This is a genomic window from Ruegeria sp. CE6, from assembly GCF_056537485.1.
Genome location: NZ_JBQFRR010000005.1, coordinates 53,124 through 68,421 on the forward strand (window position 1 = coordinate 53,124; position 15,298 = coordinate 68,421).

18 protein-coding genes are annotated in these 15,298 nt (G+C 58.0%); 1 reads left to right on the plus strand and 17 read right to left on the minus strand.

What is annotated here, in order from left to right; all coding sequences use genetic code 11:
* Positions 1-396 precede the first annotated feature (396 nt).
* Complete coding sequence (locus tag ACR0DK_RS18405; RefSeq protein ID WP_480737502.1) at positions 397-822, plus strand: CAP domain-containing protein; 426 nt, start codon at positions 397-399, stop codon at positions 820-822.
* Positions 823-954: 132 nt separating this feature from the next.
* Here ACR0DK_RS18405 and ACR0DK_RS18410 read toward each other — a convergent pair whose 3' ends face one another.
* From ACR0DK_RS18410 to ACR0DK_RS18490, 17 genes are all read right to left on the minus strand, one after another.
* Positions 955-1,326: a hypothetical protein gene (locus ACR0DK_RS18410; RefSeq protein ID WP_480737504.1), complete on the minus strand. Its 372-nt coding sequence runs from the start codon at positions 1,324-1,326 to the stop codon at positions 955-957.
* A complete protein-coding gene (locus ACR0DK_RS18415; RefSeq protein ID WP_480737506.1) occupies positions 1,310-1,624 on the minus strand; it encodes a hypothetical protein in 315 nt (104 codons plus the stop codon). Before ACR0DK_RS18415 ends, ACR0DK_RS18410 begins: the two co-directional genes overlap by 17 nt.
* Complete coding sequence (locus tag ACR0DK_RS18420) at positions 1,621-2,064, minus strand: DUF5681 domain-containing protein (protein WP_480737508.1); 444 nt, start codon at positions 2,062-2,064, stop codon at positions 1,621-1,623. Before ACR0DK_RS18420 ends, ACR0DK_RS18415 begins: the two co-directional genes overlap by 4 nt.
* 105 nt (positions 2,065-2,169) lie before the next feature.
* Positions 2,170-3,252, minus strand: a complete 1,083-nt coding sequence (locus ACR0DK_RS18425) for a bifunctional DNA primase/polymerase (RefSeq protein ID WP_480737510.1) — start codon at positions 3,250-3,252, stop codon at positions 2,170-2,172.
* Entirely contained in the window at positions 3,233-3,460 is a 228-nt protein-coding gene (locus tag ACR0DK_RS18430; RefSeq protein ID WP_480737512.1) for a transcriptional coactivator p15/PC4 family protein, read from the minus strand. Before ACR0DK_RS18430 ends, ACR0DK_RS18425 begins: the two co-directional genes overlap by 20 nt.
* Positions 3,461-3,560: 100 nt before the next feature.
* A complete protein-coding gene (locus ACR0DK_RS18435) occupies positions 3,561-3,935 on the minus strand; it encodes a hypothetical protein (RefSeq protein ID WP_480737514.1) in 375 nt (124 codons plus the stop codon).
* A gap of 104 nt (positions 3,936-4,039) precedes the next feature.
* Positions 4,040-4,213, minus strand: a complete 174-nt coding sequence (locus ACR0DK_RS18440; RefSeq protein ID WP_480737517.1) for a helix-turn-helix transcriptional regulator — start codon at positions 4,211-4,213, stop codon at positions 4,040-4,042.
* A gap of 87 nt (positions 4,214-4,300) precedes the next feature.
* Positions 4,301-4,966: a hypothetical protein gene (locus ACR0DK_RS18445; RefSeq protein WP_480737519.1), complete on the minus strand. Its 666-nt coding sequence runs from the start codon at positions 4,964-4,966 to the stop codon at positions 4,301-4,303.
* The gene (locus ACR0DK_RS18450) at positions 4,963-6,171 is read right to left on the minus strand and encodes a tyrosine-type recombinase/integrase (RefSeq protein ID WP_480737521.1); all 1,209 of its coding nucleotides are present in this window, start codon (positions 6,169-6,171) and stop codon (positions 4,963-4,965) included. The genes ACR0DK_RS18445 and ACR0DK_RS18450 overlap by 4 nt, the downstream gene beginning before the upstream one ends.
* Positions 6,172-6,355: 184 nt before the next feature.
* The gene (locus ACR0DK_RS18455; protein ID WP_480737524.1) at positions 6,356-7,252 is read right to left on the minus strand and encodes an FAD:protein FMN transferase; all 897 of its coding nucleotides are present in this window, start codon (positions 7,250-7,252) and stop codon (positions 6,356-6,358) included.
* Positions 7,249-7,764 (minus strand): nitrous oxide reductase accessory protein NosL, encoded by a 516-nt coding sequence (locus ACR0DK_RS18460; RefSeq protein WP_170595018.1) that lies wholly within the window; start codon positions 7,762-7,764, stop codon positions 7,249-7,251. Before ACR0DK_RS18460 ends, ACR0DK_RS18455 begins: the two co-directional genes overlap by 4 nt.
* A complete protein-coding gene (locus ACR0DK_RS18465) occupies positions 7,761-8,582 on the minus strand; it encodes an ABC transporter permease (protein ID WP_170513553.1) in 822 nt (273 codons plus the stop codon). Before ACR0DK_RS18465 ends, ACR0DK_RS18460 begins: the two co-directional genes overlap by 4 nt.
* Complete coding sequence (locus ACR0DK_RS18470) at positions 8,579-9,472, minus strand: ABC transporter ATP-binding protein (RefSeq protein ID WP_480737526.1); 894 nt, start codon at positions 9,470-9,472, stop codon at positions 8,579-8,581. The genes ACR0DK_RS18465 and ACR0DK_RS18470 overlap by 4 nt, the downstream gene beginning before the upstream one ends.
* On the minus strand, positions 9,462-10,718 hold the full coding sequence (locus ACR0DK_RS18475) for a nitrous oxide reductase family maturation protein NosD (protein WP_480737528.1): 1,257 nt from the start codon (positions 10,716-10,718) through the stop codon (positions 9,462-9,464). Before ACR0DK_RS18475 ends, ACR0DK_RS18470 begins: the two co-directional genes overlap by 11 nt.
* Before the next feature lie 2 nt (positions 10,719-10,720).
* Entirely contained in the window at positions 10,721-12,628 is a 1,908-nt protein-coding gene (nosZ, locus tag ACR0DK_RS18480) for a TAT-dependent nitrous-oxide reductase (protein ID WP_170466506.1), read from the minus strand.
* Positions 12,629-12,643: 15 nt separating this feature from the next.
* Positions 12,644-14,794, minus strand: a complete 2,151-nt coding sequence (locus ACR0DK_RS18485) for a 4Fe-4S binding protein (protein WP_480737656.1) — start codon at positions 14,792-14,794, stop codon at positions 12,644-12,646.
* A 17-nt stretch (positions 14,795-14,811) separates the two neighbouring features.
* On the minus strand, positions 14,812-15,276 hold the full coding sequence (locus ACR0DK_RS18490; protein ID WP_170819086.1) for a DUF2946 family protein: 465 nt from the start codon (positions 15,274-15,276) through the stop codon (positions 14,812-14,814).
* Positions 15,277-15,298: the final 22 nt, after the last annotated feature.

Genomic DNA, 15,298 nt, shown 5'->3' on the forward strand with positions numbered 1-15,298 from the left:
GAGAGTGAAGGTGGTGAGGGGCTGGATGAGGGGGTCTTAGCCAGCCCCTCTCTCTTGAGGGGGTATCCGGAGTGGTAGTGTTATTCCGTTGAACCCAATCTACCCCGTTAACGCCTTGTCCGAAATTGGGGGATTCCCGTAGACCCCTTATTTTCTTATCTCAGACACAATTCAAACACGCTGCACCGATACCAAGCAGGTGCGGCGCGTCGTGATGGGATTAGCGATTTCTATGAGGGGGTACGAGTTTGGCGCGTCGTACCTCCAACCAGCAAAGCTACTATCTATGCTAATAGAATCCTTGGTGCGATATTGTTGTTTCATCAAGACCGGTGGGAATTCAACATGCTATCTATGGATCCGTGTGAACCATTCTAGGCAAAACCTGGTGGAAAAATGCTGACGCGTTTGTTGTTAATTCTGGCGTTTCTTTTGCCCGCGCCACTCGCTGCAAACCCCACAGCGACTGACAAACTGAACACGTATCGAAAAAGCCAAGGTCTTCAAGGGTTAGTCTACAGTCGGAAGTTGGAGAAAGCCGCCAAGTCTCATGCTGAAGACATGGTGAAGAAGGGCTTCTTTTCGCATACCGGCTCTAACGGCTCTGACGTGGGTAAGCGGGTGCGCAAGGAAGGCTACGAATGGTGTTTTGTGGCGGAAAACATTGCCAAAGGTCAAATTGGTCTGGACGCTGTGATGTCGGCTTGGGCGCAGTCACGGGGGCATCGTGCCAATATGCTGTCACGCAGGGCCCAGGAGTTTGCGCTGTACGAAGCTGCGGATCGTACCTGGGTGATGGTTCTAGCCGCACCCTGCCGGTAGCGTTGAGATGAGGATTGGCGAACAACGTAATAAGCGATTCACTAACTTTCGTTTTCGACAAACCGTTCCATTGAACGCATCATTCGAACGTGCTCATTGGTGGCTTTCCACATTTCCTAGACCCCACAGTGTTCAGTGCCAAGCAAAGTGCCAACCAACAGCGGGCAAAAACCGACTTTTGTTTTCAGTGCTGAGCACCGTCTGGCACGCATCATCAATCCGATGGGTGAAGTCTCTAAACTCTTCGTCATCAAGTCGCTCGACCTTGTTGTCTTCCAACCCATCGATTTTGGCTGTGGCAAAGAAAATGTCAGGTTCCAGCCTTTCCGAGAAATCATCAGGTGCACGACAAAAACCCGAGACGCTATGCACCAGTCGCCCATCTCGGGAGTAAAACTCTATATCAGGCAAAACCAAGATTGGGCCTTTTGCAGATACTTGCTCAAGCTTTTCTAGTCTTTTGCGAACGCTCATTTTGTGCTTCCCATCAAATCCATTTGACATCCCAGCGCAGAGTTACGGTGGCCCCAGCGCCTTTGCCTAAAAGGTTGCCAGCCTGATCGAAACGGCGCATGAACTCGGCACCAGTCTCACTTTCCTCACGCTCTAATGTGACGGTTTCTTCTGAATCCGAAACGCCAACGATTGCACTGTGGACCCGCTCCGCAAGATTTCGAGGATACTCGCCATCTGTTGAAATTGGTTCGCCACACTTGTCAAAGAATTCGCCTTTCACGATGGCGACCTTGAACTTGTTGTCTGATTTTTTTTCCAGTTTGTTCACGCGGTTTTTGATACTCATTTCTTTGCCTCCAGTGCCGCAATCCTTTGCTCAAGGTCTGTCATTTCCAGAACCCGGCTGTACTGCTCAACGAGCCCCATGACCGTTGCTCCCTCCAGCGGAGTAATCTCACCATCGGAAACCGCCTTCAGCACCGCCTGCGAGGCTTTCGAGGCCTCGCTAGCAGTGCTGATAGGTGGAAGCTCAAAATTGACTGGTGCGTCCTTTCTGGTGGGCGCTATCCGTTCCAGGCATAGACGCAAGGCCGTGCTGTCACCTTCCAGCGCCATCTCAACCGCCTTCTGGGTGATTTGCTCAGATTGGCCCTCAAGTAGTTCCTCAACTGCCCGTGTGACCCGGTGCCGGGTTCCTCGTGGTTTGCCGGGATTGCCCTGCGCGAATTTGCCGTTCTCGTCCGTGTACGTATTGGCCACGTTTTTTCGTTCGGATTCATCCGTCATTGCTCGTGCCTCATTGTGTTGGATTGTTGATGGTTTTCGGGCGCAAAGCCCCTTTTGACCGGAAGCGGTCAACATATGTAATTATCAAACCCCTCCCCCCCTGCATTAGGACACCTCCTTTGCCGAGTGCAGTGAATGCACGTTGGGCAATTCAGGCGTGATCCGCAGAAGCCGGTAAGTCCGGCAGCTCCGTCCAACCGAGTAATCTTTCGCGACACCAAGGAGTCCCGCATCACATAGCGATTTGATGGCGTCCGAAAATCGGCGGCGACCCAAACTGGTGTGACCCGCCTTAGCCATTCCCGCGTGGTCCAGTGCGAACGTTTTTCCGATGATATGACCGTGGTTAGCCTGCAGGGTTACCAGCAGTGCGATTGCATCGGATGCGTTGCTGTAGTCTGACAGCTTATCCAAAGCGGCTCGGTTGATGCGAAACTCGCTATCGCGGTCGCGGTACACCTTACCCTCCAGTCTCTTAGTCCAGGCCCAATCGGCGATTTTGCGCAGCTCTAAATCCGGCAGAGTCGCTGGATCTTCACATTCGTCATCACGGATGAAAGCAAGATTGCCGAACAACTCATCGGCGTTTTCTACGGTTTCCACCATTCCGATGGCAGCGAGGCTCAGTTCCCGATTGCGGTTGCCTTTGGGAATCGCATCTTTGCTGGATGTCACCGTGTTTGCTTGCAGCGAAATGGCGGGCAGTTCATCTGCACCAAGTACACCCCGAACTGGATGATAAACGCCGCCGTCAGGTCGGGTTGAGTACGGCCCGACAACATAGCTGCTGGAGCCACGTTTCAGGTCCACAGGAAAGCCCTGAGCACGCAGATTAGGTGCCTGACCGCCGTTGTCGCTGTAGTAAAGGTGAATGCCTCGCGGAGTGGATACCTGAACCGGGGACGCACCGAAGCGCGCCTCCATGTCCTTGACCAAAGAGGGGTTGTTCGCGTCGCAATCGATGACGGCCAATCTGGGCAACCGAATCCCATAGCAAGCGCTGCCTTTGCCGTACATCGGCCCCAGTACCCGCTTTAGAGGGTATCTGGAGGCACCTTGCAGGCTGCACAGTGGAGCCTTTGCATCAGACCCGCCACCAAGCGGCAGAAGACTGAAACCAGCCCCATGCAGGCGCGCAATCTCTTCCGCAGGGATTTGGGGCGAGGGGCTATGAACCAAAGCGGTCATTACTCACCCCCGTCCCGCGCATATCGGTCAGTGCGCGCTGAATATCGGGAAGAAGCGCGGCGCCGAACGCCACCCCCTTTTTCGTCGGGTGTTTTTCTCCGTCTTTCGCTAGATACCAGACACGGAGGTTAACAACGTCACGGCCCATGTATTCGCCACGGGATATGTGGATTTCCTCCTGAGCGTTTTTCTGCACTACAACACTCATTAACGACGCCCCCCATAGTACAGGGCGGCAACGACACGTGCCGCGGCTTCGGAAAGACCATGCTTGCGACGGATTGTGCGGACTTGGAGATCAACGGTTCTCATGCCGCCACCCCGCGCTCTTCGATCCGCTCCACTTTCGACACCAGAACGTAGATGCCATATTTCTGACGCCCGGTGTCTGCATCGCCTCGATACATCTTGCATTCGATGTTCACACCGTCGTCGCGGCGCAGAGGTAGCACTTGATCCGAGTGGCGGCAGTAGGAAGCCGCGTAGAGTGGCGACCGCATTAGCCCTTCTAGGACTTGGCGCTTGTGCTTGGATGCATAGATTTCGCGCGGTTCCTGACCCGGATCAGTGACCCGGTAAAGAGCCGGGGCCGTCAGATTTGGTAGGTCTGCCCAGCGATACACACGAAGCGCGTTTGCCGGAGGCCGTTCGATACTCGTTGTTTGGTTATTACCGATAATCATTCGATATTACCTTTCTTTTATTGAAAGGCATCGGACCTTCGGCTATTCTCTCAGTACCACCTAAAAGAATTGGCCTCCGCCCGTGCCTCGGGTGGGGGTTTCTTTTAGGCAGCAACCTGTTTCTCGATTGCAGCGTCGATATCGGACTCATTCCAATAGAGGCGAGAACCGAATTTGATTGGCTTCGGTAGGCGACCGATTTCAATGTCGCGATAGACAGAGCTGCGGCTGCGACCACCCAGCTTGGACTGCAGGTCAGTGAAGGAAAGGAGGTTCATTTGCGTGCTCCATGGTTCAGGTTGATGTTCGCTGAACATGGATGCGTGGAAGAGCTTTGTCGTACGGGATGTCTTTCGAATTACCCCTTACGAGGTCGTGGTCCTCAAGAGTCCAATACGCTTCAAAAAAAGGTCTTTTACGTAGTTGTCCAATGTTTTCGCCTGGGCCCGCATTTTTTTATAGTCTTTGTGCAAGCACCAATCTCGAACGGTCGTAAATTCTAGCTCAAGACTGTGCCGGGGTGCGACATCAACGATTGCGTCACAAGCACTATGTTCTTGGTTGGAAGCCACGTTCCGGGTCAGAGGTAGCCCCGTCGCGTCAGCGACATAAACCGCCGACGTGTAAACAAAAGCTCTAAACACAAATCCTGGCGATGGTGGAGGACCACGTCGCTTTGTTCTTAAAAAGTCGTTGGTTAGTTCTTTTACGATGAAGTATCGAAGCAGATCCGGAAGCGGGGCGTCATTTAATAGATTGCGAGCGCAGACTTCTTTCATCGCGTCATAGACATCGGCATTTTCCTGAGCTGAAAAATAAAGTGCTCTCGCAGCGTCATCGCTGACCACGTGGTATACTCTATCGGGACGCGGGAAGACCGTTTCAATTTCCTCATAGAAGCTGATAATCGCGTCGATGTAGCTCAGTTCTTTCAATCCAATGATTGTGCAACCGAAAGTTTCCGGGACCGCAGAAAACATTTGATCTACAAGTTCGAAGGCCCTGTCGTATGCGTCATCTAATTGATTCAATCTTTCACTCCTGGGCATTCGACGATCACTTCTGTTCCGTGTTCACTCTCGCAAACCAGATCCGACCATTTTTCCATCAGCACTCGCCGCTGTTCCAAGAAATCAGTCCGTTTGTAGGACCGCTCCACCGCCCCACCGACTGTGTGCCCCAAACAAGTCTCAGCAACCTCAAATGGCACGTTTTGCGTCTCTGCTACCCAATCCCGAAACGACGACCTGAACCCATGCGGACGCTCACTAAGCTTGCGCCGCTTCATGAAAGTTCCCATAGTCATGTCCGATATCACACCACGCCGAACGCCTGGGAACAACAACCCGTCCCGTGCCATTGGTTTGGCCTTTTCGATGACCGCCATGGCTTCGGTTGACAACGGCACGCGGAAATCTTCAGTCGCGTCCCTGCGCCCTTTCATTGCCTCCGCGGGTATTGTCCATATATCGCGGTCAATCTGGTCCAGATGTAGGTTGCGCAGGGGATAGGACCGAACCGCAGTAAGTATTAGCAAGCGCAGCGCAAGTTCGGTCGTCGTACCGCCATCCAAACTTTGATAGAAAGCTGGAACCTCCTTCCAAGCCATCGCAGGGATATTCTGCGGCTTGTGACGCTGCTTGCCCAATAGGGCCTTGGCTTTGTCCGTCGCCTGCAGGTCCACATCCAATCCAAGTGCTGCTGCGTGCCGCATCACAATAGACAACCGGTTCATTGCCTTTCGCGCGGTGTCAGCTTTGTCGTGCCAGATGGGGGCAAGCGTGTCTCGGATATCTTTCTGATCCAATTCGACAACAGGGACTTTGCCAAGCTTCGGCAATACATGCAGTTCCAGCGGCGAATACCAGCGACCCGCTTTACCATCACCCTTCAGCTCTGCCTTACGGCTCTCAAAGGCATCTTCGGCGACGTCTTTCAGTAGGTGGAGTTTGCTGGCTTCTTCGCGCTTGAGACGTTCCCGTTCCTTTATGGGGTCAGTTCCCTTTCGAGCCACAGCCCGCCAGTTCTCGGCTTCCTGGCGAACTTCCTTAAGCGAGACGTCTGGGAAAGAGCCAAGACCCATTTCACGCCTGCGACCATGAACAGTGACACGCAAGAACCATTGAGCCCCGCCATCCTCACGCCGATGGAACCAAAGTCCGCCGCCGTCGGAGTATTTGCCTGGCGGTACAGACTTCAGCGTCGATGCGCTGAGCTTGTTCAAAGGGCGTGACACTCATCCACCTCTCTATCCACCCTCTATATATAGTATACGGTGGGGTATAGTGGAACACAGTGGTACAGTTAAATAACTGAAAAACAATCACTCAGTAAAAATCTGGGGCATGGTGAAACACCCTGAAACAAGGATTAGATGCCCTCTTGAGGCACCATCCTCTTACGACAAGTCTTACCCGCGCTCAGATACTCATCTCGATACGCGCGCCCGGAAAACGCGATATCAGCGCGTTTGCTTTGGCACGTGGGGTCAGGCATAGGGCGGTTGAGAGCCCGTCTGCCAATGCTGCCTGCGAGGCTGAGATTGATACAGCCTGATAGGGCGCACCCAACCCTTTCGGGTTCAGGATATGCCCCTGATCGCCCTGCAGCATGGTGCCTTCGGGGGCCGAGGTTGCGACGGCGCGGTCCTGCAGTGTGATCCGTTTGGCGACAGCACCGTCGGGCTTGGCCAGCCCGACGCGCCACGGCTCGCCTTTGCTCCGCTGGCCAAGGGCGGCGACCTCGCCCATATCCACCAGCACATCGCGCAGATCGAAGGATCGCATCAAAGCGGCAATCCGGTCAGTGATCGCACCTTGAGCAATCCCGTTCAGGGTAATCGCCGAGCGTCCGGGATGCGGCAGGCGGATCTCACCGGCGCTTACGTGAACCTTGTCCCAACCAATCGTCTGGCGTGCACGTTCCACTTGCGACCCCGCCGCGCCACTCGCGAGCGCTAGCCACAGGGGCTGGATCGTCGGATCAAATACCCCGCCCGAAGCGTCGTGAAGCGTGGAACACAGGCTCAGCACCTCCAGCAGCTCAGGCGCCGGGGTGACCAGGTGGCCGATCCGGTTAAGCTGACTGATCTGCGAGTGCGTCCGGTAGAGGCTGAATATATCCTCCAGCCGATTCAGCTCTGCCTCGACCGCAGCAAAGATCGGCGCGGCCTGTGCGTCCGTCGAGCCTTCCAGCCTCAGGCTGGCGGGTGCGCCCAGCGCAATACCGCGCCATTGGGCGACGTTGCCAGCAGCGGCGGGTACGGCGGCGCAGGCGGCTGAGATTGCCAGGAAACGGCGGCGGGTCAGAAGGGTCATGCGGGGGTCTCCAGCGCGAGGTCCAGATCGACGGGGCCCAGCACTTCGGCATCGGGAATATCAGACAGTGGCAGGGCGGCGCCGCCATATTCGGCAATGAACGCCTCTGCCGCGGCGGGGTCGCCAAAGGGCACGACTTCGCGCGCACCCATGCCGCCGGCCACATCGGCGCCAACGACAAAGGTCGCGCCATCGGCTGCGATCCAGTTGGAAATCCCCGGTTGCCGCCAGCTGGGCGCGACGCTCATGTCACTGACATAGGCGGCCGTGATCTTGGCGTCACGTTCGGGGCTTTTCAGATAGGCCAGCATGTCGCGCACCTGCGCAAAGAACAAAGGCGCGGGATAACCTTCCAGATGGATCTGCCCTTTGGGCCCGCCATGTTCCGCGATGTTCATCTGGCAGAAATAACTCAGCGCATCCGGGGTGAGATCAACCGGGTCGGGGGCCTCGGCCACCTCTTCTTTGCAGGCCGTCAACGCGACCAGAGCGATCAGGGCAAGGTATCTCATGGCTCAACTCTCCGAAATGCGAGACGCGCAAGGGCAAAGCCCAGCACCGGCCAGATCAGCAGCGAGGCAGGCGCGGCCCAAACGGGCAGAGCTTGCGCCGCCCCGGTCATGCCGGAGGCCATGGCAACGCCCTCGGTTGCGGCGATGTTCCACAAACGGAATGCGTCGGCCGGGTTGGCCACCATCACCCATGGAAAGACGGATTGGGTGAAGGTGCCGCCCTTGTCCATGACGACGGCCCCCAACAGGCCCAAATCATAGAGGACGACAAAAACCAGCCAGAGCCCGGCCGACAAACCTGCCGCCGCCGTGGCCCCCTTTGCCAGGGCGGACAGCAAGTATCCAAGCGCCAGAAAGACAGCGCCCAGCAGGATAGATGTGAGGATCAGGCGGACCAGAGCCATCAGGCTTTCCGGACCCGCGCCGCCAAAGAAGGCGGCCACTGCGCCTGCGGTGCCGAAACCGATGGTCATGGCGAAGGCCAATGCGGCCAGATGGGCGGTGAACTTGCCCAGCAGGATTTCTCCGCGCCCCGCCGGGTAGGACAGCAGCAGCGACAGGCTGCCGCGATCCACGTCGCCCGCGATGGCGTCAAAGGCGATCATCAGCGCCAGCAGCGGCGCAAGATAGACCGACAGCGTGGTCATCGACGCGACCGAGACGGTCAGCATGTCGACTCCCAACGTGCCGGTTGGTGCGCTGCCCGCAAAGGTCAGCGCCAAAGCGAACAGCACCATGATCAATGTGGCGACCAGCAGCCAGCGATTGCGGCGCAGGATCAGCATTTCGGTGCGGGTGATGGCGAGGAAGCGGGTCATTGCAAATCCTCCTGTGCGTAGTGGCGATAGAGGTCTTCCAGCTTGGGAGGGGTCATTTCCACATCCGCCACCGCATCGCCCAACCCGGCGATCCGGCGCAGCGCCTCCATCTTGTCTTCGGGTGTGCAGAGCAATTCAACGGATGCTCCATTGATCCGGTTGCCGCCAAGTTCAGCGGCCAGCACATCCGGATTGGCGCTGGCGCGTACCTTCAGACGGATGGGCAGACCTGCCAGAGCCGACAGGTTGGTCAGCGTGTCGTCGGCGACCATCCGACCCTTGCGCATGATCGCGATGCGATCAGTACGGGCCTCGACCTCGGTCAGCGCATGGCTGGCAATCAAAACAGCGGTGCCTTGGGCGGCCAGCTCGTCGATAATGGTGTACAGGTCCTGCCGCGAGATTGGGTCCAGTCCGCTTGTCGGCTCATCCAGCAAGGCCACTTTCGGTTGGCCCAACAGCACCTGCGCCAGACCCAAACGTTGCCGCATGCCTTTGGAATAGGTGCCGATCCGACGGTCCAGAGCGTCGCTTAGGCCGACACGCTCCAACAGGCCGGACACATCGGCTTTTGCGCCTGAAAGCTGCGCAAACAGGGTCAACTGCTCACGCCCGGTTAGCGCGGGATGAAACGACACCGCTTCGGGCAGATAAGCCGTCTCGCGCCGTGCCTGAGCACTACCGGGGGTGGCGTCTCCGATCCGAATGGCTCCGCCATGGATCGGTGTTAGGCCGAGGATGGATTTGATTAGGGTCGACTTGCCCGCGCCGTTATGGCCCAGCAGCGCAACGCGCTGGCCGGGGGCAAGAGACAGGGTGATATCGTCAAGAACGCGGGTTTTCCCTCGGTCCTTGAGAACATGGTCAATTGACAGGGCCTTATCCGTCATGAGGCACCTTTTTCATAGCTGGGGGTTCAGGGGCTTGCATCAAGGGGTTGCTGTCCATCACGCCCCCCGGCAACAGCGCCGGGAAGGCCGATTGCGACCAGCGCACCAGTTGCACGGCAGGGGAGCCGAGCAACAATTTGGCTGCGGGTTGGGTCCACAGCACATGGTCCATCGAGTCATTGGGGCGATAGGGGGCATCGGCGATGCCGTTGCCATCCACATCATAAGCGGCAAAATCGGACCAGTAATTGCCGCGCCCGTCCTCGGACCACTCGACCCATTTGGTCGAGACATATTTCACCTGCGTCCGGTTCCCGATGAATGAATTGCCAACGATGCGGTTGCGCTCGCTGCCAGCGGTAAAGTGGATGCCGATGCCGCACCCCTCAAACCAGTTATCAGTGAACTCGTTCTTGTTCGAGTTATAGAGGAAGGTGCATTTCTCTTTCGCACCTTTCACAACGTTTCCGGTGATGGTGCTTTTGTTGGCATAGTTCAGCATGACACCATGTTCGCGGTCGCCGATCGAGACGTTATCGGCCACGGTCACATTGGTCGTGAACATCACCGCGTAGCCCAGATCATTGCCGATCGAGACGTTGTCGCTGACCACCGAATTGTCGGCATACATGTAGTGCACGGCAAAACGCAGATCGCGGAACAGGTTGCCGGTGAAGGTGTTCTTCTTCGACGAGTTCACGAAGATCCCGTCGCGGCCATAGCGGATGTCATTATCCTCAACCACCGCACCCGGCGCGTTCCAGACATAGACGCCATTGCCACGCTCGTTCATGCGCTGGTCTTGCCGCCCTTCAATCCGGTTTCGCCGGACGATACTGTCCTTGGCCCCATGGATGTCGATGCCATAGAGATTGCCCAGCAGCACATTGTCTTCGACCACCGGCGCATGGGCCGTCTTGGTCAACTGGATGCCGCTGTCGATCCCGTCATGGTCCGAGCCCGATCCGATCACCGTCAGCCCGCGCACGGTCACACCCGGCCCGGTCACGGTGATGACGCTGCCTTCGCCTTGTCCGTCGATGGTGGCCTGTCCCAGCCCGTCAATCGTGACGGGCCGGTCCAGAACCAGCGTTTCTGTGTAAACGCCGGGGCTCAGGCGGAGGGTGTCCCCATCCGCCGCCTGCGCCAGTATCTCGTTGATGGCCCCTGCCCGGTTGGGCACATCCCAATCCGCCGCCCAAAGGGGCGAGCCGAGCAGGAGCGGTATGAGCAGGGACCAACGCATGGTTACGCGCTCCGCGGCTCAACGAACATCCGGCCGCGCATCTCCATGTGCAGCGCGTGGCAGAACCACTGGCAATAGAACCAGTGCACGCCCGGACGGTCGGCAATGAAGGTGACCGAGGCGGTGGCCTGCGGCGCAACCTCCATCGCGATGCCGAAGTTCGACAGACACAACCCGTGGGTCACGTCATCCACGTCATCCAGGTTGGTGACATACAACGTTACCTCGTCACCCTGTTTGACGGTGAACTTCTCAAGGCTGAACACCGGCGCGGTCGAGGTCATGTAGACCCGCACCTTGTTGCCATCGCGGATCGGCTCCTCGGCGCCCTCTTCAAGGTCCACACCATCGGCGGCAGCCTGCTGGCGCGCTTCTTCCCACATCGGGTCGTTGCGGTCCCAGACATTGACCGGGTTCACCTTGGACCGGTGCACGAGGATCGAGTCATGCGGTTCCGCGAAGGTCGGGCCGTCATGGACCACCTTCATCTTATCGCCCGAGATATCGATCAACTGCTCGTTTTCCGGCTTCAGTGGTCCGACGTTCAGGAAGCGGTCTTTCGAGAACTTGTTCATCGAAATCAGCCACTTGCCATCAGCCTCAGCCGTTTCGCCCATCGAGGTCGAATTGTGGCCCGGCTGATAATGCACATCCACTTTGTCGAGGATTGGATCAACATCCGCACCACCGTAGGCTTCGATGGCCTTGGCGATGTCCCACTTCACCACCTGGCTGTCCAGGAACAGGGTGGTGTAGGCGTTGCCTTTGCCATCAAACGCGGTGTGAAGCGGGCCAAGACCCAGCTGCGGTTCCGCCACGATGGCCGAGCGTGGATCGGCATTGTCGGCAAACAGCGCATCGACCTTTTCCACATCGATCACGGATACGGTCGGGGACAGCTTGCCGTTGATCATGATGTGTTTCTTGTCGGGTGCTGCGTTCACTCCGTGCGGCGAGTTCGGGATCGGGATGTAACGGGTCAGGTTACCGCCCGCCTCTTTGCGCCCGTCCACGACCTTGACGCCGTTCAGCTCCTGATAGTTGCCAGCAGCAATCGCGTCTTCGATGCCTTTCAGGTTGAACACGACCACGTGGTCCAGCTCATTCTCGGTCATCTCGGCCAGGTTCATACCCATTTCCGAGTTATACGAGGTCGAGAATGCGTATTTGCCCTGATAGTCGCAGTCAGTGTTGTCGAGGTTGCCCGACACCATCACCTGCCATGCGATCTCCATCGTGTCACCGTCGATGGCAGTGAAGATGTTCACATATTGCGACGGATCATCGAGGATCTCGCCATCATTGACCAGCGGTGCCTCGTGTTCGCCATTGGCGAAGATATAGCCGGTACGCGGGTATTTCTGCGGACGCAGACCGTGGATGTCATGCGCGTTCGGGATTTCGATGATCTTGTCGCATTTCATCACGTCGCAGCGGATGCGCGCGACGCGTGTGTTGGCCTTGTCATTCATGAACAAATAGCGGCCATCATAGGTGCCATCGGTGAAGGACATGTGCGGGTGGTGCAGGTCGCCATTGTCGTAGGTGACTTTGCCATTGGCGGCCAGGTACTGCTTGGTCTCTGGCAGCAGCCCTTCGGTCAGGATCTTCAGCGACTCGTTGGTCTGGCCCCAGCCGGTGGCCGAGCAGCGGTTGAATACCGGAATGCGCATCAACTCGCGCATCGACGGCACGCCGAGGATACGCACCTCGCCGGTCTGACCCGAGGACCAGAAGCCGTAATATTCGTCCAACTCGCCGGGCTCCAGCGCGGCATTGGCGGCGGCGCTGGCCTCTTTCGCGGTCATCAGGGTGCTGCCCAGACCGGTTCCGGCCAACACGGCGCCGGTTGCAGATGCACCCAGCAGTCCGCGGCGTGTGACGTTCAGTTTCTTATCGTGTTCCGACATGATCGTTCCTCCTTTTTAGGAAACGGTTTGCGGTTTGGCGTTCGGATGGTTCGCCGGTGGTTGTCCGAGGGGGGTTTTCGGTTGAACCGACCCTGTCTTGGCCCGCCGTTTCAACTGGCGGATAACGACGGGACATTTGTCCTCGGACTGGTAGAGCACCTGACAATGCAGGCAGGTGACGCACTCGTTCGGATTGATCTCACCGGTGGGGTGAATCGCCTGAACGGGGCATTCGTTGGCGCAGGTCTGACAGGGGGTGCCGCAATCCTTGTAGCGGCGCAGCCAGTCGAACATGCGGATACGGGCAGGGATCGCCAGCGCACCACCCAAGGGGCAGAGATAGCGGCAATAGAACCGTTCGATGAACAGCCCGATCCCCAGCAGGGTCAGCGCAAAGACCACGAAGGGCCAGTCGCGCATGAATTTCAGAATGATCGCAGTTTTGAACGGCTCGACCTCGGCATAGGTTTCAGCCAGCGGGATCGAGACAAAACTGATCCCGAACAACACGAGGAAGATCATGTATTTCGCGGGCCAGAGCCGCTCATTCAGGCCCCAGGGCAGTGTCCATTGCGGCACCTTGAAGGCCCGCGCGATCTTGTTGGTCAGTTCCTGCAGCGCGCCAAACGGGCACAGCCAGCCGCAATAAGCACCCCGACCCCAGAACAGCAGCGCGGCAGCGACAGCGAACCATTGGATGAAGACCAACGGGTCCAGCAAGAAGGCATCCCAAGAGAAGCCGGTGCGCAAGCTGCCTGCCAGCGCCATCAGGTTCACCACGCTCAGCTGCGCATTGGCGTACCAGCCGATGAAGAACAGCGTCATGGTCAGGTATCCGATGCGGAACCAGTAAAAGACGCGGGCGTTCATGGTGGCGTGGAACTGGAAGAAGAATGTCGCCGTCAGCACCAAAAGCATAACGCCCAGCACCCCAATCTCAACCGTGCGGTCCTTCCAGATGCGTTTCCAAAGCGCGGCCTTGGCTGCTGCCTCGCCGGTGGCGTCATCGACAACTACTGGCGCCGCAACGGGCAGCAGATACTGCTCGGGCAGTTTGTAGCCCAGATCGAAGGTCAGAAAGGTCTTCTCAACCGCGCCCACAGCCCGCTGCGCCAACAGTTGCATGCGGAAGGGCTCGGCCGGGTCGAACTCGGCCTCGGCGGGGATTTTGAAGATGTCCAACTCGGTAAAGGTGGGCGCATCCGCTGCCGCAACCTTGCCCAACCGGCGCTGTTGCTTGTCAAAGAACCGGACCGAATTGTCGCCCTGGATCAGCTGTATCCGGTCAAAGATACCGCCCCGGACATAGCCCGAGCCCTTGAAGCTGTAGGCCCCACGCCCCACCACCAGAATGGCCTGCTCGCCTTCGTCCAGCCAGTCGACCATGTTTTGATATTCGGCCTCACCCAGCAGCGACTTGCCGATCGACGGCACGGATACCAACGCCATATGCATATCAATATAGGTGTCATCTGGTTCGCCGGGTTCAGGGCGTTTGATGGCGCGCTGATCTCCGGTGGCTTCGAACGCAGCGTTGACCTGCCCGATATCCAGCGTCAGTCGCCGGACCGAGCCGTCGCCGGATAGGGTGGTCCAGTCGTATACCGCATCCTGCGCCAGATCGACTTCGCGTTTCGGCCCATCGGCCTGCAGCGGAGACAAACCGCCCAACCCCAGCGCCCGCGCCACCTTGATGCCGCCGCGCACAAGACTGTCATCAATCACCATGATCGTGACGGTGGCCCCCGAGATGATATCGAGGTCATGCCCCTCACCGCCGGTTTCAGCCTCAACCTTCAAGTCCAGACCGGCATAGCCTTCGGTCAGCTCAACCATGCGCGCGTTGGGGATGCCAATCAGAACGATGGGCTCCGAGTGTTTGACCAGTTGCACACCGGTCAGCACCGCTTGATCATCGATGGCGGCGACCACATGGATCGGTTTGCCGGAATAGCCGGTGGTGCCAACGAAGTCAGAGGTTAGGAAGGCCCAGGCAACGGTCTCGCCGGCCTTCAGAACGGGTGCAACCGGAACGTCATCGCGGACCGGCCCAATGGCATCAGCACCGGGGGCCAGATCGGCGGGTTCAATCTCGGGCAGGAAGCTGGCGAGGCTGTCGGCATGGGCACTGATCGCCATCAGGCAGGACAGGGCAAGGGCCAGCATTATGTGGATTGCGCGACTTACGACCACGGCGCACCTCCGATACTTAGGGTGGACGCCATGGACGCGCGCAGGGCGCGTTCAGCAGTTTCTTGGGTCGGGCGCGGAGGTCCCCGGGTTTCGGGCCACAGCTTATGCGACTTGTACAACATGGAAGATTTGCTGTTCTGAAGCTGTACAACACGGAAGTTTCCGATTTGCGGTATCTGCACCAGCTCGGGTGCGGGCGCTGCACTGGTGACAGCGCACAGCGCGCAATCGGCGCATTTTGTGCAGTACGCGGTCGGGTCTTCGGTGTCCTCCTCAAGATCAACTTCAACCCAGACCGCGCCGCCTTCCGAGCAGATCTCCATCCAGACACTTTCACCGGGACTCGCCAGCACCGGTCCAAAGGCCTGCAACAACAGAAGGAATATGCCTGCCAACCCACATGCCGCGCGAGTTGCGCGTACAGGGAGATTGTGCAGAGGGATCAGGGCAGGCATGGAGTCTCCGACTCGGAAAGCT

What these genes read in the sequence shown, in the direction of transcription:
- ACR0DK_RS18455 (WP_480737524.1), bottom strand. Translation starts at nt 7,252, where the DNA reads ATGACCCTTCTGACCCGCCGCCGTTTCCTGGCAATCTCAGCCGCCTGC.
- ACR0DK_RS18435 (WP_480737514.1), bottom strand. Translation starts at nt 3,935, where the DNA reads ATGATTATCGGTAATAACCAAACAACGAGTATCGAACGGCCTCCGGCA.
- ACR0DK_RS18490 (WP_170819086.1), bottom strand. Translation starts at nt 15,276, where the DNA reads ATGCCTGCCCTGATCCCTCTGCACAATCTCCCTGTACGCGCAACTCGC.
- ACR0DK_RS18440 (WP_480737517.1), bottom strand. Translation starts at nt 4,213, where the DNA reads ATGAACCTCCTTTCCTTCACTGACCTGCAGTCCAAGCTGGGTGGTCGC.
- ACR0DK_RS18470 (WP_480737526.1), bottom strand. Translation starts at nt 9,472, where the DNA reads ATGACGGATAAGGCCCTGTCAATTGACCATGTTCTCAAGGACCGAGGG.
- ACR0DK_RS18465 (WP_170513553.1), bottom strand. Translation starts at nt 8,582, where the DNA reads ATGACCCGCTTCCTCGCCATCACCCGCACCGAAATGCTGATCCTGCGC.
- nosZ (WP_170466506.1), bottom strand. Translation starts at nt 12,628, where the DNA reads ATGTCGGAACACGATAAGAAACTGAACGTCACACGCCGCGGACTGCTG.
- ACR0DK_RS18420 (WP_480737508.1), bottom strand. Translation starts at nt 2,064, where the DNA reads ATGACGGATGAATCCGAACGAAAAAACGTGGCCAATACGTACACGGAC.
- ACR0DK_RS18460 (WP_170595018.1), bottom strand. Translation starts at nt 7,764, where the DNA reads ATGAGATACCTTGCCCTGATCGCTCTGGTCGCGTTGACGGCCTGCAAA.
- ACR0DK_RS18410 (WP_480737504.1), bottom strand. Translation starts at nt 1,326, where the DNA reads ATGTCAAATGGATTTGATGGGAAGCACAAAATGAGCGTTCGCAAAAGA.
- ACR0DK_RS18405 (WP_480737502.1), top strand. Translation starts at nt 397, where the DNA reads ATGCTGACGCGTTTGTTGTTAATTCTGGCGTTTCTTTTGCCCGCGCCA.
- ACR0DK_RS18430 (WP_480737512.1), bottom strand. Translation starts at nt 3,460, where the DNA reads ATGAGTGTTGTAGTGCAGAAAAACGCTCAGGAGGAAATCCACATATCC.
- ACR0DK_RS18415 (WP_480737506.1), bottom strand. Translation starts at nt 1,624, where the DNA reads ATGAGTATCAAAAACCGCGTGAACAAACTGGAAAAAAAATCAGACAAC.
- ACR0DK_RS18485 (WP_480737656.1), bottom strand. Translation starts at nt 14,794, where the DNA reads ATGCTGGCCCTTGCCCTGTCCTGCCTGATGGCGATCAGTGCCCATGCC.
- ACR0DK_RS18475 (WP_480737528.1), bottom strand. Translation starts at nt 10,718, where the DNA reads ATGCGTTGGTCCCTGCTCATACCGCTCCTGCTCGGCTCGCCCCTTTGG.
- ACR0DK_RS18425 (WP_480737510.1), bottom strand. Translation starts at nt 3,252, where the DNA reads ATGACCGCTTTGGTTCATAGCCCCTCGCCCCAAATCCCTGCGGAAGAG.